General features: G+C 61.7%; 13 protein-coding genes. 5 read left to right on the plus strand and 8 right to left on the minus strand.

Annotated elements, in window-relative coordinates; genetic code table 11:
* Window positions 1–4: 4 nt before the first annotated feature.
* From BMZ70_RS20575 to puuE, 8 genes are all read right to left on the minus strand, one after another.
* Window positions 5–1,693: a bifunctional metallophosphatase/5'-nucleotidase gene (locus BMZ70_RS20575; RefSeq protein WP_092278910.1), complete on the minus strand. Its 1,689-nt coding sequence runs from the start codon at window positions 1,691–1,693 to the stop codon at window positions 5–7.
* 120 nt (window positions 1,694–1,813) lie between these two features.
* Window positions 1,814–4,201 carry a TonB-dependent receptor gene (locus BMZ70_RS20580; protein ID WP_092278912.1) on the minus strand — a complete coding sequence of 796 codons (2,388 nt, stop codon included), beginning with the start codon at window positions 4,199–4,201 and terminating at the stop codon, window positions 1,814–1,816.
* Between the two features lie 446 nt (window positions 4,202–4,647).
* A complete protein-coding gene (locus BMZ70_RS20585) occupies window positions 4,648–6,072 on the minus strand; it encodes an amidohydrolase family protein (RefSeq protein ID WP_092278914.1) in 1,425 nt (474 codons plus the stop codon).
* A gap of 14 nt (window positions 6,073–6,086) precedes the next feature.
* Window positions 6,087–7,394: a guanine deaminase gene (gene guaD / locus BMZ70_RS20590; RefSeq protein WP_092278916.1), complete on the minus strand. Its 1,308-nt coding sequence runs from the start codon at window positions 7,392–7,394 to the stop codon at window positions 6,087–6,089.
* Window positions 7,395–7,424: 30 nt separating this feature from the next.
* Complete coding sequence (gene xdhC / locus BMZ70_RS20595; protein WP_092278918.1) at window positions 7,425–8,528, minus strand: xanthine dehydrogenase accessory protein XdhC; 1,104 nt, start codon at window positions 8,526–8,528, stop codon at window positions 7,425–7,427.
* A gap of 1 nt (window position 8,529) precedes the next feature.
* Window positions 8,530–10,863 carry a xanthine dehydrogenase molybdopterin binding subunit gene (xdhB, locus tag BMZ70_RS20600; protein ID WP_092278920.1) on the minus strand — a complete coding sequence of 778 codons (2,334 nt, stop codon included), beginning with the start codon at window positions 10,861–10,863 and terminating at the stop codon, window positions 8,530–8,532.
* Between the two features lie 11 nt (window positions 10,864–10,874).
* Entirely contained in the window at window positions 10,875–12,344 is a 1,470-nt protein-coding gene (xdhA, locus tag BMZ70_RS20605; protein ID WP_092278922.1) for a xanthine dehydrogenase small subunit, read from the minus strand.
* 7 nt (window positions 12,345–12,351) lie between these two features.
* Window positions 12,352–13,305, minus strand: coding sequence for an allantoinase PuuE (gene puuE, locus BMZ70_RS20610; protein WP_092278924.1), 954 nt, complete (start codon window positions 13,303–13,305; stop codon window positions 12,352–12,354).
* A gap of 109 nt (window positions 13,306–13,414) precedes the next feature.
* Between puuE and uraH the strand changes: the two genes are divergently transcribed.
* From uraH to BMZ70_RS20635, 5 genes are all read left to right on the plus strand, one after another.
* Window positions 13,415–13,768 (plus strand): hydroxyisourate hydrolase, encoded by a 354-nt coding sequence (gene uraH, locus BMZ70_RS20615; protein WP_092278926.1) that lies wholly within the window; start codon window positions 13,415–13,417, stop codon window positions 13,766–13,768.
* A gap of 20 nt (window positions 13,769–13,788) precedes the next feature.
* On the plus strand, window positions 13,789–15,282 hold the full coding sequence (locus BMZ70_RS20620; RefSeq protein WP_092278928.1) for a tetratricopeptide repeat protein: 1,494 nt from the start codon (window positions 13,789–13,791) through the stop codon (window positions 15,280–15,282).
* Complete coding sequence (locus BMZ70_RS20625; protein WP_092278930.1) at window positions 15,273–15,896, plus strand: VOC family protein; 624 nt, start codon at window positions 15,273–15,275, stop codon at window positions 15,894–15,896. The genes BMZ70_RS20620 and BMZ70_RS20625 overlap by 10 nt, the downstream gene beginning before the upstream one ends.
* A complete protein-coding gene (locus BMZ70_RS20630; RefSeq protein WP_092278932.1) occupies window positions 15,896–16,648 on the plus strand; it encodes an APH(3') family aminoglycoside O-phosphotransferase in 753 nt (250 codons plus the stop codon). The genes BMZ70_RS20625 and BMZ70_RS20630 overlap by 1 nt, the downstream gene beginning before the upstream one ends.
* Window positions 16,649–16,856: 208 nt before the next feature.
* Window positions 16,857–18,137, plus strand: coding sequence for an HlyC/CorC family transporter (locus BMZ70_RS20635; RefSeq protein ID WP_092278934.1), 1,281 nt, complete (start codon window positions 16,857–16,859; stop codon window positions 18,135–18,137).
* Window positions 18,138–18,225: the final 88 nt, after the last annotated feature.

Raw genomic sequence — 18,225 nt, forward strand, 5'->3', positions numbered from 1 at the left:
CTCCTTATTGCAGGCTTTTGTAGCGCACCAGCGGCGCGGCAGCGCCGGCCGGCTTCTTGTCCTGTTCACGCTTGACCAGATAGCTGGTCAACGCATCGATGTCGCGGATATTGGTCGGCGCTCGGCCGCCGCCCTTGGTGAAGGTCGGGAAGCCATCGCCGCCTTCGGCCAGGAAGTTATTGGTCACCACGCGGTAAGACTTATCCATCTCCAGCGGAATGCCATTCAGCTTCACGCTGCCCGGCACGATCCTGCGGCCTTCCGGCTGCGCCGGATCCCACTCGTACCAAAAGCCTTCCGACACTTGCAGCAGGCCGCGCTTGGCATCGCGTCCGCCGACCCACTGCTCTTCCAGCAGGTCGACGATTTGCGCGCCGCGCAGGTTCATCGCCACCAGCGAATTCCCGAACGGCAGTACCGCCATCGCATGGCCCAGCGTGACGCGGTTGCCGGCAGCGGTTTCCAGATCCTGGCGAATGCCGCCCGGATTTTGCAGCGCGATCTGCGCACCGAATGGACGGCCGGCATTCAGCATGGCGTCCGCCACCAGATCGCCGAGCGCCCATTCGCGCGCGTGCTCCTTCTCGCGCTTCACGCTCGGTACGGCCAACGTGGCAATCGGCTGCGCCAGCGCGGCGGTGCTGCGCTCACGGGCTTTTTTCAGGTAGGCGTCCAGCGCCGGATCGGCCGGCCACGTGTCAGGCACCATCACCTCCTGACGCGCGCTCACATCGCGCACGCTGTTGGTTTGCGTGTCCACTGTCAGCTTGATGCGGCTCAGGACATGGCCGCCCATGTCGGCCTGCGTCACTGCGCGGCCATCGACCTTGCACAGATAGCCTTCATGCGAATGGCCGGTGATGACCAGGCGGATGGCAGGGTCGAGGCGCTTGACCACATCGGTGATCGGGCCTTTCAGGTCGTCGCAATCCTGCTGGTCGAATTTGGCCTTGCTGCGGCCGCCCTGATGGATCAGCACCACGAACACGCCCACACCCTGCTGGCGCAATTCCGGCAGCTGGCGGTTGATGGCGTCTGCTTCGTCGATGAACTGCAGGCCGGCGATACCGGAGGCCAGCGCCGATTCCGACGCCTCACGCAGCACGGTGCCGATGAAGGCCACCTTCACGCCATGCGCGGTCTCGATTTTATAAGCGGGCAGCACCGGCTTGCGCGTGACCATGTCGATCACATTCGCCGCCAGGTACTGGAACTGCGCGCCCTGATACGTGCCTTCAAATTTGCAGGCCTTGTCGGCGCGCGGCGACACGCAGCCGCCCTTCTGCTGGCGCAGCAGCTCGATGCGCCCTTGGTCGAATTCGTGATTGCCCACCGAGGTCGCGCGCAGGCCGAGCAAATTCATCGCGCCGATGGTCGGCTCATCGGCCCACATCGCGGAGACGGCGGGACTGGCGCCGATCAAATCGCCGGCGCCGACCAGCAGCAGTTCCGGATCCTGCTTGCGCCACGCCTGCAGCGCCGCGCCAATGGTGTCGATGCCGCCGGCCTTGATCACACGCTCACCGCCGCCGTTGACGCTGTCCCAGGTGTATTTGCTGGCTTCCAGGTTGCCGTGGAAATCGTTCAGCGAGACCAGCTGGATCTCGGTCAGGTTCGATGGCGGCGCAGGCGGCTGGCGCCATGCGCAACCAGCCAGCGCGGCGACCGTGATCAGGCTCAGATATTTTTTCATGATGAGAAATAATACGTTACAAAAGCTCAGCTCAAATGAAAAACACCCCATAAGTCCGAAAACTTATAGGGTGCGGATCGTGCATCAAAGACGGGCAGCCGCCCGTCTTTGAATATACGCTTAGAAGTCCACCGACAGGGTAGCCGATGCGAAGCGCGGAGCAGCCAGGTAGTAGCGGCTGACCGACGCAACGCCCACGCCTTGGTAAGGCTGCGCGTTGATCACAGTGGTCGACGACGGGTTGCGGTACTGTTTGTCCGTGATGTTGCTGATGTTGAAGGTCAGCTTAGGACGCTTCAGCCAGCCGTAGTTGGCGAAGGTGTAGCCACCATCGAAATCGAAGGTGGTGTAGCCAGGCGCAACTTCGTCGTTCATCAGCGAAGCGTACTGCTTGCTGGTGGCACGTGCCTTGGCGCGGACCCAGAATGGACCATCCTGGTATTCCACAGCCAGACCAGCCTTGCGGCTTGGCGAGTTAGGCGCATCCTTGCCAGCGGTTGGCAGCAGCACCTTGGTGGTGCCGGCGAAGCCGTACTGGTTGTCTTTCAGCTCAGTCTTCAGGAAGCCCAGGGAGCCGTAGAACGTGAAACCGGCGATCGGCGTGGCGTTGTTGACTTCGATCTCCAGGCCGCTGTGCTTCTCGCGACCGATGTTCAGGTAGGTGTTCTTCGCGGTTTCAGGGTCGAACGAGCTGGCTTGCTTGTTCTTGAAGTCCGTGTAGAACGCGGTCACGGTAGCGATCAGCTTGCTATCCTGATGACGGTAACCCACGTCGGTGCTCCACGAGGTTTCCGGCTGGGTGTCCTTGAACGTCACTGGCAGGTTGGTGGCGGCATCAATCACCACGTTGGAACCGATGTTACCGAAGATGAAGTTAGGCGGCGCCTTCATGTTCTTGGCGACCGAACCGAAGATCTGGTCGTCGTTAGTTACGCGGTAGCGCGCGCCGAACTGCGGCAGCACTTCGTTGTAGGTCTTGTTGAACGAGAACGGCTTGACGGTGTTCAGCTCATCGCCGAAGTTGGTGAAGTCACGCTTGATGTACGGGGTACGCACACCAATGTTGATCTTCAGCTTGTCGTCTTGCAGGCTGATGGTGTCTTGCAGGAAGGCCTGGTAAGCGGTCGAGATCGAGATCCAGTCGCGGCTGTTGGCTGGGTGGCCGTCCGGACGCAGGATCTGGCCATCTTGCAGCCAGATGTCGGCGCGGTTGCCATCGTTACCCAGTGCCAGCATTGGGCCGGTCTGCTCGTGACGAGCACGCTCCCACCACACGCCGGTCTTGATTTCGTGCATGTCGGTGGTGTAGATGAAGGCCAGGTTGGCGCCCGGACGTACGGTGCGGGTCACGCTGGCGTTGGCGACCAGGACGGTGTCCAGGGTGTCGCCGTCGCCGTTCAGGTCAACCAGTTGGTCGCGTTTGCCGGTGGCTGGGTTGTAGAAGCCCTTTTCCGACACGGCGCGCTGCTGGGTGCCGCCGTTGCCGAAGCCGTACCACATGTACGGGGTGAAGGCCACGTCCAGGTTGTCGGTCAGGCGGAACTTGCTGACTGCCGACGCGATGATGTTCTTGAACGGATTAACCGACAGGCCGTAGTAAGCTGGCGACTGGGTGGTTTCCACTTGCGCGGTGCCCTTGACTGGGGTCAGGTGACCTTTGAAGGTGTCGGCGTAGTCGAAGTAGTAACCGTTGGCGTTCAGCTCGCTCAGGGTCGGGTTGTTGATGTTGTTGTTGACGGCCTTGTTGAACAGGACGGTCGCGTGGATGTAGTTGAAGCGATCCCAGTCGTAGTTCACACCCAGGTCGATGTGGTTACGGTCCGCGCCGCCTTTGCCCTTCCACTTGTCCGCTTCGGCGTGCGATGCCGAGATGAAAGCGGTCAGCTTGCCATCCAGGATGGCGCCGGTGTCATAGCGCACGAAGGTCTTGTTCATGTTCAGCTGACCGAACGACTGCATTACGCGCCAGCGCTGGGTTTTCTCCGGCGCGCAGGTGGTGATGCCGAAGTTACCGCCGGTGGCGCCAACTTGTGGCGAGTCGACGTCGGTCGAACCCTGGGTCACGAACTGCGAGCAGGTGTTTTCCTGGTCGACGTATTCTTGTGGGTAGACTGCGAAGTTACCGGAGTCGTTGACTGGCACGCCGTTGATGGTGGCGCCGATCTGGTCCGAGTTGAAGCCACGGATGGTCATGCCGCCGCCGAACAGGCCGGTCGAGTCATAGTTGTAGCTGTTCACTGCAGGCAGCATTTCCAGCGCTTGGTAAGCATTGCCGGTTGGGCGCTGTTTTTCCAATTCTTCCGCAGTAATAGTCGAACGTGCTTTTGGCGCGTCTTCCGTTACCATCAGGCCCATACCCGGCTTTTTGCCGGTGATGACCACCTCGGTCTTGCCTGGAGTGGCGGTATCGGCTTCCTCGGCAAACGCTGCGCCAGCCGACAGGGCGGCCAGGTGAGCAGCTACGGCGAGTGCGCTCAAGCGCAAGACCGGAGATTGTTTGGATTGCATTCAAAACCCCTTAAGAGTGTTATTGTGAAAACTTTAAAAGAACTAACGAAATCGGGTGTGAAGAGCGTTTTTCCTCTGCACCAATGTGCGAGTTTATATGCCTAAAATGACACCGGTATGACAGTAAAAGTTGTCAAATTGCTCTAACTGACTATAACTATTGCATGTCGCCCCTACCGCGACAAATACGTTTTTACTTGGCGATTCAGTGGAAAAACATATAAATGAAGGTGAAATGCTAACTAATTAGCAATTCATAAGGACAGCAGAGGCTAGATTCGGGCGGGATTATAAAAGCTTCTGCGGCCGATGAATTTTGTTCATGGCAACTATTAGAAACATTTCTCAGAAATGTAGTAATTCCGCGACAGATTTACTACATAATTTTGACAAAAAACAAAGCCGGCGGGAAATACGCCGGCTTTGCTTTCAGGGTGTGGCGGGAGTTAACGTTTGGCGCCGGCGATCTCCGCCTCAAATTTGGTGAATTTCGCGTCCAGCGACTTCAAAAGTCGTTGTTTGTCTGCATCAGCCAGGAAAGAATAGCGAATACTGTCGTAGGACAGTTTTTTCACTTCCGCGTAATCGGGCTGGTAACGGGCCGCGTACAGCACATATTCCCCCGACAGATTGTTACGCGACACGCCGGCGTCGTCGGTCGACAACACAAACGGCACGCCATATTTTCGGTACAGCGTGACCGGGTGCGCCTGCTCCTTGATGCCGAGGATGAAGTCGTTGCTGCTCAGGTTGACCTCGACCGCGATCTTCGCATCACGCATTTTTTTCATGATGGCCAGCGGATTGCTCTCGTGGGCGATGTCCATGCCGTGGCCGATGCGGTTGGCGCCGGCCACGTCGATGGCGTCCTTGATATGGAAGGTCAGGCCCTCCGGCTCCACCATGCCCAGCGACAGCTCACCGGCGTGCAGCGCCAGTTTCACGCTTGGGTATTTGGCTTTCAGGAAGCGGTACATCTGCATGTGCAGCGTGTAGTCGCGCATCGACACGTGCACGCTCTCCTGGCCGACGATGTTGATGCCGACGATTTTCGGATGGCTGGCCGCCAGCTTGAAGCTGGACAGGATCTGCGAATACACCTGCGACGGCGACAGGAAGCGCAGCGCGAACGGCTGGTAGCGCAGCGTGAACTGGTCGTCATCGATACCGGCGCCGGACTTGTTCACGTTGTCGATGTAGGAAGCGATCCAGCCGTTGAAGGCCGGGTCCTGTTCCAGCTTGGCGCTTAAGGCGGCGAAGTCGGCGTCGCTGACGCCGCCGCTGGTGGCTTTCTTGTCGAAGTCCGCATCCTGCGCGATCGGCGCGATCTCGAAGATGGTTTCAATGTAGCTCAGGTTTTCCTGGATGGCGCGCTGCTTCAGGCGCTGCAGGCCGTCGGCGGTGTTGGTCGACGACACCGGACCAAAGTAGGCGAAGGTGTCGAAGAACTGGCGGTCCGGCGGCGACTGGATGGCGCTGTGGTTGTAGAAGTCCTTGTCCGACCAGCGCTGCAGCAGGTTGGCCAGCAGCGTGTTGTCGTTCTTGACGTCCAGGCCAGACACGCAAGCGCCGGCTGGCTTGTTTTTCTCGATGGTGTAGTTGGCTTTATTAACGCAGAAGCCTTCCTTGTCCACCCACTCCAGATACTGCTCGGCGTAGATCGCGCCCGAGTAGTGGTGATGCAGGTCGCCGCCCTTCGGCATCATGGTGAAGAACATCGTCAGCTCGGCCAGTTTCGGCTCCTTGCCCGGGGCGACCAGCGACGCGAAGTGGCGCTTGGTGGCTTCCTCGTTGGCGTTGGCGGCCTGCGCTTGCGGCAGTGCGCACAACACGGCGGCCGCCAGTGCGATGGCTTTGATGTTCTTGTTCATGCGTCGTTCCTTAATTAAGTCGTTTCACGGACGTGTACCTGGCGGCCGGCGGCATAGGTGGCGGCGATGGCGCGGTCGTCACCCAGCAGGGCCAGTGCGAACAGCAGTTCTTCCAGGCTGCCGCTGCGCGCGGTGCGTCGCTGCAGCAGCGGCGTGGCTTGCGGATCGATGATAATGAAATCCGCCTCGGCGCCCTTGGCGAAATTGCCAATCGTGCCTTCCAGCTGCATGCTGCGCGCGGCGCCCAGCGTGGCGAGGTAGAACATCCGCAACGCCGGCAGGTAGCTGCCCTTCAAGCGCGCTACTTTATAGGCTTCATTCATCGTTTGCAACATGGAGAAGGAAGTGCCGCCACCAACGTCGGTGGCCAGCGAGAGCAGCACGCCTGCGTCATCGGCGCGCTCGAAGTCGAACAGGCCGCTGCCGAGGAACAGGTTGGAGGTCGGGCAGATGGCGGCGGCGGACTGGGTTTCTGCCATGCGCTGGCGGTCGCGCTCATTGAGCCAGATGCAGTGGCCGTACATGGCGCGCGGACGCATCATGCCGTAGCTGTCGTAGACGTCGATGTAGCTGCGGGCTTGCGGGAACAGTTCGCGCACCCATGCGCATTCGGCTTCGTTTTCCGAGACGTGGGTCTGGATGAAGGTGTCCGGGTAGGCGCGCGCCAGTTCGCCGGCCAGTTGCAGCTGTTCGTTGGTGGAGGTCGGGGCGAAGCGCGGCGTGATGGCGTACAGCGAGCGGCCGCGCTTGTGCCAGCGCTTGATCAGTGCCTCGGTGTCGCGCGCGCTGGATTCGGCGGTGTCGCGCAGGAAGTCCGGGCAGTTCCGGTCCATCATCACCTTGCCCGCGACCATGCGCAGGCCGCGCTGCTCGCTGGCGGTGAAGAAGGCGTCAACCGATTGCGGATGCACGGTGCAGTAGACCATCGCGGTGGTGGTGCCGCAGCGGAGCAGTTCGTCGAGGAAGAAGTCGGCGACGTCGGCGGCGTGTTTGGTGTCTTCGAACTGGCGCTCGGTCGGGAAAGTGTAAGTCTCCAGCCACGGCAACAGGCCTTCCGATGGCGAGGCGATCATGTCGGTCTGCGGGTAGTGCAAGTGGGTGTCGATAAAGCCGGGCATCAGCAGCTTGCCGCTGTAGTCGTGCACCACGGTGCCTGCGGGGAGCGTGGCGTGCAGCGCGGCGTAGTCGCCGGCGGCTTGCACTTTGCCGTCTGCCACGATCAGCAGGCCGTCTTCGTGCCAATCGTGCGACTGTTCGCTGAAGGCCGGATCGGCGAGGAAGTGCAGCAAGCTGCCACGGTAGGCTTGCAGGTTGGAGGTCATGTCGGTCTTTCTTAAATCTGAATTCGAATATTAGCGCGATGCGAGGCGGAGTGCCGGTTCGCTATCGTTGAGCGCGGCGATTTGCTGCGCTTCCCACACCATCAGCAATTGCGCGCACACGGAGGCGGCGATGGCGGCGGGGAGTTTGCTGGTGATGCCCGGCAGGCCGATGGGGCAGACCATATTGGCGATGCGGTCCGGCGGCAGGCCGCGCGCGGCCATGCGGCGCTCGAACTGCACGCGCTTGGTGTGGGAGCCGATCAGGCCGAACCAGCCGACGTCGGCGCGCGCGAGTATCGCCTCGCTTAATCGCTGGTCCAGCGCGTGGCTGTGCGTCATGACAAGGTAGCTCGCGCCCGGCGGCGCATCCGCCACCGCAGCTTCCGGCATATCGGTTGCTTCGATGGCGACGTTGGCCGGCAGCGCGGTGGGGAACATATCCTCCCGCTCATCCACCCAGGTGACAGTACAAGGCAGCTCACCCAGCATGCGCACGATGGCCGCACCGACATGGCCGGCGCCGAACAACACCAGATGCGCACGCGGCGCCAGGCAAGGATCAGCTAGCCAACGCCGCCCGCTCGCATCGCGCAAAACATGCGTCCCGCGCATGCGATCAACAACCGGTGGCGCCGATGCGGCAGAGCCGACGCCTGTCGCGCGCTTCACGCATGCGGAGTCGTCGCCTTCGCCGCGCTGGCCGGCGGATGCGCCGGTGACAATGGCGCCGGCTGCGTCCAGCAGCAACGCGGCCGGCGGTCCGTCGATGGCACTGAGCCGCCAGCTATCGTCGCGGCGGCGCTCGCGCAGGCTCGCCAGCACGTCCGCGAGCGGCGCGTCGACCAACTCAAACGCCAGATGCACCACACCGCCGCAGCACTGCCCCAGCGTCGGCCCGAGCGCATATCGCTCAAGCCGCGCCTGGGCCACGTGCTCGCTGGCCGCGTCTTTCAGCATTTCGCGTGCAAGCTCGATCGCGCACATCTCCAGATGTCCGCCGCCTATCGTGTCATGCTGGCAGCGCGCCGTCACCAGCATCTTGGCGCCGGGCTCGCGCGGGCCGGAGCCCTCTACGATCGCCACGGTCACCAACACTGCCGGTTCCGACACCTGCGCTGTCAGCCACTCATTCATCTCAAGCCGCCATTTCCACTACAGACACCGCCCGCAAAATCTCTTCACTGGTCGCCGGCGCATTCAACGGCGGATTCACGCGATGCCCGCCCACAGCGGAAATCGCATCCCGAATCGCAAAGAACACCGAGAACGGCAACAGCAACGGCGGCTCGCCCACCGCCTTCGAACGATGAATGCTGTCCTCCACATTCCCGTTGTCAAACAGCTTCACGCGGAAATCCTCCGGACAATCCGAGATACCTGGAATCTTGTAGGTCGAAGGCGCATGCGTCATCAGCTTGCCCGCCGCGTTCCACCACAACTGCTCCGTGGTCAGCCAGCCCATGCCCTGAATGAACGCGCCCTCGACCTGGCCGATATCGATGGCCGGATTGAGCGAGCGTCCCGCATCATACAAAGCATCGGCGCGCAGCAGCTTCCACTCGCCGGTCAGCGTATCCACCACCACCTCGGACACCGCCGCACCGTAAGCGTAGTACGAGAAAGGATGCCCGTTCATCGCCTTCGGATCCCAGTGCAGGCCCGGCGTCGCGTAGAAACCATCGGACCACAACTGCACCCGCGCCAGATACGCCTTCTGCACCAGCTCCGCAAACGGCACCGAATGTCCGTTCACATGCACCGCATTGTCGAAGAAACGCACCGGCTGACCATCCTCATCGCCATACAGCTTGACCGCGTAGGCCGCGAGACGCTCGCGAATCTGCCGCGCCGCATCCTGCGCCGCCTTGCCGTTCAGGTCCGCGCCGGTGGACGCCGCCGTGGCCGAGGTATTCGCCACCTTGCTGGTATCGGTCGGCGTCGCACGCACATGCGACAGATCGATGCCCAGTTCATGCGCCACTACCTGCATCACCTTGGTGTTGATGCCCTGCCCCATTTCCGTGCCACCGTGATTGACCAGCACCGAACCGTCCACATACACATGCACCAGCGCGCCCGCCTGATTCAGGTGCGTGACGTTGAACGCAATGCCGAACTTCAGCGGCGTGAACGCAAGGCCCTTCTTCAGCACCGGGCTCGATGCGTTGAACGCCTCAATCGCCTTGCGGCGCGCGCGGTACTCGCTGGTCTGCTCCAGTTCAGCCGTCAGCGCCTCGATCACGTTATCGACGATCTCCTGCCCATACGGCGTGACATTGCGCTCGGTCTTGCCGTAGAAATTCAGGCGACGGATATCCAGTGCGTCGCGCCCAAGGTTGCGCGCGATTTCATCGATGATGTACTCAATCGCAATCGCTCCTTGCGGGCCGCCGAAACCGCGGAAGGCCGTATTCGACTGCGTATTGGTTTTGCCGCAGCCGGCACGAATATCCACATCCGATAAATAGTAGGTGTTATCGAAGTGGCAGACCGCCCGCGTCGCCACAGGCCCCGACAAATCGGCCGAGAAGCCCGCGCGCAAAGTCATGTCCACCTTGGCCGCCAGGATCTTACCGCTGTCGTCGTAGCCAACCTCGTACTCGTAGAAGAAGCAGTGACGCTTGCCGGTGACTAGCATGTCGTCATCGCGATCCGCACGCAGCTTGACAGGACGGCGCAACTTGGCCGCCGCAATACCAGCCGACGCCGCCCACAACGCCGACTGCGACTCCTTGCCACCGAAGCCACCGCCCATGCGACGGCACTCCACCTGCACCTTGTGCGAATGCACGCCGATGGCATGCGCCACCACGTGCTGCATCTCGCTCGGGTGCTGCGTTGAGCACTGCACCAGCATGCCGTTGTCTTCCTTCGGAATCGCGTAGGCGATCTGGCCTTCAAGATAGAACTGCTCCTGGCCGCCGACGAACAACTGGCCCTTCACCACGCGCGGCGCCATCTCAAACGCCGTCTGGTAGTCACCGCGCTTGAGCTGCATCGGCGGCAGCACATACGAACCGGCCGCCTTGGCTTCCTGCGGCGTGAAGATCGCCGGCAGTTCGTCATACGTCACCAGCACCTTGCGCGCGGCGCGGCGTGCGTTGTCGTGCGTATCCGCCACCACGATGAAAATAGGCTGGCCGACATACATCACCTCTCCCGCACTCAGGATAGGGTCGTCGTGAATAATCGGCCCGCAGTCATTGGTGCCGACAATATCAGCCGCCGTGTACACCGCCACCACGCCCGGCGCACTGCGAACCGGCGCCAGGTCCATCGCCGTGATGCAGGCATGTGCCTTCGACGACAAACCCAGCGCAGCGTGCAGCGTGCCTTGCAGCTCGGGGATATCGTCGGTGTAAGTGGCCTGGCCCAGCACATGCAGCTCGGCCGATTCATGTGGACGCGCGACGCCCACGGCCTTCCATGCAGATTCCGCAATCGCGGATGGAGCAACTGGTTGATTCATGATGGCTCCTTTCAGGCGCGGCAAGCGAAGGCGTTGACGGCATCGGCCGCAAGCGGCGCATCGGCGCGCGTCTCAAGCCAGAAGCGGCGCAGCAGATTCTGCGCCGTCTGCATACGATACGTATTGGACGCGCGCATATCCGACAGCGGCGCGTAATCCTGCTGCAGCAGATCCATCGCCACAAGCAGATTGGTTTCGCTCCACCCCAGGCCAATCAGCGACGCCTCTGCACGTGGCGCGCGGCGCGGTGTGGCCGCCATACCGCCGAAGGCGATACGCGCATCCACCACCTTGCCGCCATCGAGCGTGAACGCGAACGCCGCGCACACCGCCGAGATATCCTGGTCGAAGCGCTTGGCCAGCTTGTAAGTACGGAAATGCACGCCGGCACGCGGCAGCGGAACACGCACGGCGACGACAAATTCGTCCGCCTGCATATCCTTTTTCTGATAATCGAGGTAGAAGGCCTCCAGCGCCAGCACGCGCTGGCCGGATGGGCCTTGCAGCACTACCTCGCTGCCCAGCGCGATCATCCACGGCATGGAGTCGCCGATCGGCGAACCGTTGGCGACATTGCCGCCCAGCGTGCCCGCGTTCCGAATCGGCAGCGAGGCAAAGCGCTGCCACAACTCGCCCAACTCCGCCGGGTACAGCTTGCACAGCGCCTCGTAAGCATCGTTCAACGACACGCCCGCGCCAATTTCCAGCATGCCGTCCTTCTGCTGCACGCTTTGCAGCGCGCTCACGTGGCCGAGGTAGATGATGTCGCCCAGATCGCGCATCTGCTTCGTCACCCACAGGCCGATATCGGTGGAACCGGCAAGCAGTGTGGCTTTCGGATGCGCGGCGCGCAGCGCCACCAGTTCATCCAGCGTGCGCGGCGCGTGGAAGGAGCGGCCTTGCGCGGTGTAGGTAGAACCGGCGTCGCGCTGCAAGGCCTGCAGCTGCTGCGTCAACGCGGCGCGGTCGAACGGCACCTTCGGCAGCTCAGTCATGCGATGCGCTGCATCGATGATCGGGCGATAGCCGGTGCAGCGGCACAGGTTACCGGACAGGCAATCGTCAATCTCCTTGCGCTGCGCCGGCTGGCCGTCTTTATCCAGATACATGCCCCACAGGGACATGACGAAACCAGGCGTACAGAAGCCGCATTGCGAACCGTGGCATTCCACCATCGCCTGCTGTACCGGGTGCAGCGCGCCATCCGGCTGCTGCATATCCTCCACCGTGAACAGCGCCTTGCCATCCAGCGTGGGCGCGAACTGGATGCAGGAATTCACCGCCTTCATTTCCAGTTGGCCTTGCGCATTCAGGCTGCCGACAACCACGGTGCAGGCGCCGCAGTCACCTTCCGCGCAGCCTTCCTTGGTGCCGGTGCAATGCAAGTCCTCGCGCAGGTGCTGCAGCACAGTGCGGGTCGGGGCGGCGTGGTGGATTTCCTGTACAGCGCCACGGTAGTAAAAACGAATCGGTTCGGACATCACAATCTCATTCTGCAAAAGGGTGAACCTTGCGCCAGTGTTCGGCGATATCGATACGGCGGGTGATCCAGACGTTGTCGTGGCTCTGCACGTAGTCGAGGAAACGCGCCAGCGAAGCCGCGCGCGCCGGACGGCCAACGATGCGGCAGTGCAGGCCGATGTTCAGCATCTTCGGCTGGTTCAAGCCATTCGGATCGCCCTCGGCGTACAGCACATCGAACGCATCCTTCAGGTAATCGAAGAACTGCGTGCCGGAGTTGAAGCCTTGTGCGGCGGCGAAGCGCATGTCGTTGGTGTCCAGCGTGTACGGCAGGATCAGCTGCGGCTCGCTCATGGCCTGGCCTTCCTTGTTGGTGAAGTCCACCTTCTGCCAGAACGGCAAGTCGTCGCCGTAGTAGTCCGAGTCGTAGCGGAAGCCGCCGTGCTCCATCACCAGCCGGCGCGTTTGCGGCGAATCGCGGCCGGTGTACCAGCCTTGCGGTGCGCTGCCGGTCAGTTCGCGGATGATCTCCACTGCTTCCTTCATGTGGGCGCGCTCTGTGGCTTCGTCCATATTTTGATAGGTGATCCAGCGCAGGCCGTGGCAGGCGATTTCGTGCCCCAGCTGCTGGAACGCGGCCACCGCTTCCGGATTGCGCTTCAACGCCATCGACACGCCGAAAATCGTCAACGGCAGCTTGCGGTCCTCAAACATGCGCAGCAAACGCCACAAGCCAGCGCGCGAGCCGTACTCGTACAGCGACTCCATGCTCATGTGGCGATTGCTGAACGAAGCCGCGCCGATGATCTCGGACAGGAAAGTCTCGGACCCGGCGTCGCCGTGCAGCACGCTGTTTTCACCGCCTTCTTCGTAATTCAGCACGAATTGCAGGGCGATGCGGGCCTTGTTGGGCCACTGGGCATGCGGCGGTTTTGGGCCGTATCCGATCAGGTCGCGCGGGTAGTTATCGTAGGTGGTCATGGCGCCGGTTAGTCTATGGGGGTTATATCTCTAATCATATATGCCAAACCCGATGACGGTATATGATTTAGACAATAGATACCTGTTACAAGCAAATATAGGACCAATCATGGGCAAACTCAGTACGCACGTTCTCGATATCACCCAGGGCAAGCCGGGCGCCGGCGTCAAAGTGGCTTTGTATGCGGTCCGGCCACAGGGCCGCGAACTGCTGAAGACCGACGTCACCAACGCCGACGGCCGCTGTTCCACCCCGCTGTTGGAGGGCGACGCACTGAAACAGGGCAAATATGAGCTGGTCTTCAGCGCCGGCGAGTATTTCGCGGCGCAGGGTGTGGAACTGCCGGAGCCGCGCTTCATCGACGAGGTGACGCTTGCCTTCGGCGTGGCGCACGCCGACCAGAACTACCACGTGCCGCTGGTGGTGTCGCCGTGGGCCTATTCGACCTATCGCGGCAGCTGACCTGATAAGATGCGGCCACTATGACAGAAACCTTGGCCGCATCCCTCCTACAACACGCCGTCGAACTGCACCAGCAGGGACGGCTGGAACCGGCGCAGGCGCTGTACCGGCAAGTGCTGGAGCTCAACCCGCGCCAGTTCGATGCGCTGCATCTGCTGGGTGTGATCGCGCGCCAGCAAGGCGACTTCAACGCCGCCATCGAACTGATCTCGCGCGCGCTGGACCTCGACAACGCGCAGGCGACCGCCCACTGCAACCTCGGCGTCGCCTTGCTGGACGCCGGTCGCGTCGACGAAGCGCTGGCCAGCCATGAACGCGCGCTGGCCTTGAATCCATCTTATGCGCTGGCATGGAGCAATCGCGGCAACGCGTTGCGCCGGCTGGGTCGTCTGAACGAAGCGCTGGACAGCTACCAGCGCGCGGTGCAATTCAAGCCCGATTACGCCGAAGCGCACTGCAATCGCGCCATCGTCCTGCAAGACATGAACCGCTACCTCGACGCGCTGGGCGCGGCCGAAGATGCGCTCAACATCAAAGACCGTAACGCCGATGCGTGGCTGGCGCGCGGCCACGCCCTGCACTGCCTGCGCTACCTGCCGGAAGCGGTGGAGAGCTTCGACCGCGCCATCCACCTGCGTCCCGACTGGGCCGAGGCTTACAGCGCACAGGGCGCGTCGCTGTTCAAACTGGGCGAGTTCGGCGCGGCGCTGGACAGCTACGACCAGGCGCTGAAACACCGGCCAGATTACGCGCTGGCGCACTACCATCGCGGCAACGTCCTGCGTGCGCTGGAGCGGCGCGAAGAAGCAATCGCCGCCTACCGCGCCGCGCTGGCGCATGGCGACAATCCTGAAACGATTGCGTTTGCACTGGCCTCGGTGGGCGAAGGCGAAACGCCGGCCGCGCTGCCAAACGACTACGTGCGCTCGCTGTTCGACCAATACGCCAACCACTTCGACCAGCACCTGACCGAAGTGCTGGGCTACAAAACACCGGCCGTGCTGGATGCGCTGCTGCGTCACGTGGCGCCATCGTCGGAGCTGAACACCGTCGACCTGGGCTGCGGCACCGGCTTGTGCGGTCCCTACCTGCGCGCCTACTCCAAACGCTTGCACGGCGTCGACCTGTCACAGCCGATGCTGGACAAAGCCGCCGAGCGCCAACTGTACGATGAACTGTCCTGCGCGGACCTGACCGGCTACCTGGCCGACGGCGAAGGCGCCTACGATCTTGCAGTGGCGGCCGACGTCTTCGTCTACATTGGCGACCTCGCCCCCGTGTTCCGCGCCGTGCACGCCGCATTGCGCCCCGGCGGCCGCTTCTGCTTCTCGGTGGAAGCCGGCGACGGCGCCGACTACACTCTGCGGCCCTCCAACCGCTACGCCCATACGCCCGCCTACCTGCAACGGCTGGCCGCCGACACCGGCTTCACCGTGCTGGCCTCGCAAGCCATCGAAGCCCGCCAGGAAAACGGCGCCCCGATCGCCGGCCACGCCCTGCTGCTATGCAAATAGACCACATCTTCATCCGCGTGCAGCCGGGCGGGCCGGAAGCCGAAGCGTTGAAAGCCTTCGGCCTGACAGAAGGTTCCGGCAATACCCATCCCGGCCAGGGGACAGCGAACCGCCGCTTCTTCTTCGCCAACGCCTTCCTTGAATTGCTCTGGATCGCCAACGAGGACGAAGTACGCAGCCCGACCACCTCACCCACCACGCTGAGTGAACGCCTTGCACCTGAGGGAACGGCCTCGCCGTTCGGCATTTGCTTCCGCCCATCAGAAGCCGGCGAAGTCGCAGACTTCGAGACGTGGGATTACCAGCCCGCCTATCTGCCGCCCGGCATGGCGATTGGCATCGCGGCCAATACGCCGCTAACCGAGCCAATGTGGTTCTTCGTTTCAAAAGGAGGCCAATGGCAGCAGCCGATACATCATGCGGCCGGCCTGCGCGAAATCACAGGTATTAAAGTGTTTTCACCATCATCAGGACAAGCGTCACAAGCAGCGCGCTCAAGCGGCTTGACTTTTGCTCATGGCGAGCAGCATCTGCTGGAAATCAGCTACGATCATGAAGTACAGGGCATGCAAAAAGACTTTCGCCCTGCCCTGCCCCTTATTTTCAAATACTGATGCACGCTACGATCAAGTCTTTTATCGGCAACGCCATCCTGCAGCGCGACGAAATCGGCGAGTCGCCGTGCCAGGTTTACCGCTTCCGTCGCGGAGATGAGGTTTTCTTTTTAAAGACCTCGCCGTCGATCTATGCCAGCACCACCTACAGCGTGCTGCGCGAGGCGGCGGTGATGCAGTGGCTGTCCGGGAAAGTACACGTACCCGAAGTGGTCATGACGGCGCACGACGAGCGGCAGGAATACATGATCACACGCGCCGTGCCCGGCGCGCCGCTGGCCGGTTACCTGCGGGACGAGCAGCGCGTACTGGAGCTGTTCAAGGAAGCGCTGCGGCAGATGCAGTCCATCTCCATCGCCGACTGCCCCTTCGATTCCGGCGCCGCCGTGCGCCTGCGCGAACTGGAATTCCTGGTCGGCCAGGGCCTGATCGACGAAGACTACGATTCCGACGCATGGCCCGGCATCGCCACGCCGCAAGACCTGCTGGCCCGCCTGCACGCCACCATGCCGCGGGAAGAGTTGGTCTTCTCCCACGGCGACTTAGGCGACAGCAATATCTTCGTCTCTGAAAACGACCAACTCCACTTCATTGACCTCGGCCGAGGCGGCAAAGCCGATCGCTGGCTCGACATCGCCTTCGCCCACCGCAACCTGCGCGAAGAAATCTCCGGCCACCTTGCTACCCAGCTGTTCACCCGCGATAACCCTGCCAAACGCGAATTCTTCGAACAACTCGACGAGCTGTTCTAACCCAATTCAGGGTCAGCTCTGTCATTTGGACATGCAGCACCAATCATTGATGTAGCTCAATACGCAAAAACACGCGAATTTGCGTATTGAGCTACATCAAAGAATGGGCGCGACTGTCCAAATGACAGAGCTGACCCCGAATGCTGAACTTGCATGGGGCGCTGCGTTACCTTAGAATTCAAAGCTCTTCCCACCACCTCTATCCCCCTTGGATACCGTGCCCTTTTGGGTGCAATTTCTTGCACTCTTTCTTCTGATTCTCTGTTCGGCTTTCTTTGCGATGGCTGAAACCGCCCTGATGGCGGCCAATCGCTATCGTTTGCGCCATGAGGCTAAACGCGGTAGCCGCCGCGCGATCACGACGCTGTGGCTGCTCGAGCGCACCGATAAGCTGCTGTCGCTGGTGCTGATCGCCAATACGCTGTTCAATGCCGCCGCCACCGCGCTGGTGACCTCGATCGCCATCCAGGCCTTCGGCCATGACGACAACGTGATCACGCTGTCCACCGGCGGCGTGGCGTTCCTGCTGATTGTGTTCGCGGAAATTTCGCCCAAGGTGATCGGCGCCACTTTCCCGGAAAAGATCGCCCTGCCCACCAGCATGGTGCTCAAGCCGCTGATGGCGGTGTCCAAGCCGGTGATCTGGTTCGTCAATCTGTTCGTGTCGATGCTGCTCAAGGTGTTCGGCATCACGGCCGGCTCGCACGCCCACGATGCGCGCCTGTCGCCCGACGAGCTGCGCTCGATCGTGCTGGAAGGCGGCAACTTCATCCCGCAAAAACACAAGTCCATCCTGCTCAATCTGTTCGATCTGGAAACCATTTCGGTCGAGGACATCATGACGCCGCGCGCGCAGATCGAGGCGCTCGACCTCGAACAGCCGCTCGAGGACATCATGCGCGAGCTGACTACCTGCTACCACAACAAGCTGCCGGTCTATGAAGGCGAGATCAATCGCATCGTCGGCATCCTGCATGTGCGCAAGGTGCTGGCCCTGCTCAACCAGGAAGAAGAGCTGAGCACCGATCATCTGCGCGCCCTGCTGACCACGCCCTACTTCATCCCGCAGGACACACGCCTGTTCACCCAGCTGCAGTACTTCCAGGAGAACAAGGAACGGCTCGGCATCATCGTCGATGAATACGGCGAGGTGCAGGGCCTGGTCACGCTGGACGATATCATCGAGGAGATGATCGGCGAATTCACCACCTCCACGCCGAGCGCGGCCAAGGCCGACAGCTTCGGCTGGGACGCCAGCGGCGAATGCCTGCTCGACGGCGCCACCCCGCTGCGCGACGTCAACAAGCGGCTCGGCCTCAGTTTCCCGCTCGACGGCCCCAAGACCCTGAACGGCATGCTGCTGGAACTGTTGCAAGAAATTCCAGACGCGCCGATCAGCCTCAAGGTCGACCAGTGCATCATCGAGGTGGTGCAGGTGCACGACCAGGCCATCAAAGTCGTCAAATTGCGACGCCCACCCTCCCGCTAAAGCCGGTAAAAGCAAGCAAACGCGTGGGCGCACGCAACAGAGCGGAGTAAAATTGTTTCACGGGCTTTACAAAAATAATGCCTGAGAG

This window comes from Duganella sp. CF402, from assembly GCF_900109645.1.
Classification (GTDB): Bacteria; Pseudomonadota; Gammaproteobacteria; order Burkholderiales; family Burkholderiaceae_D; genus Rugamonas.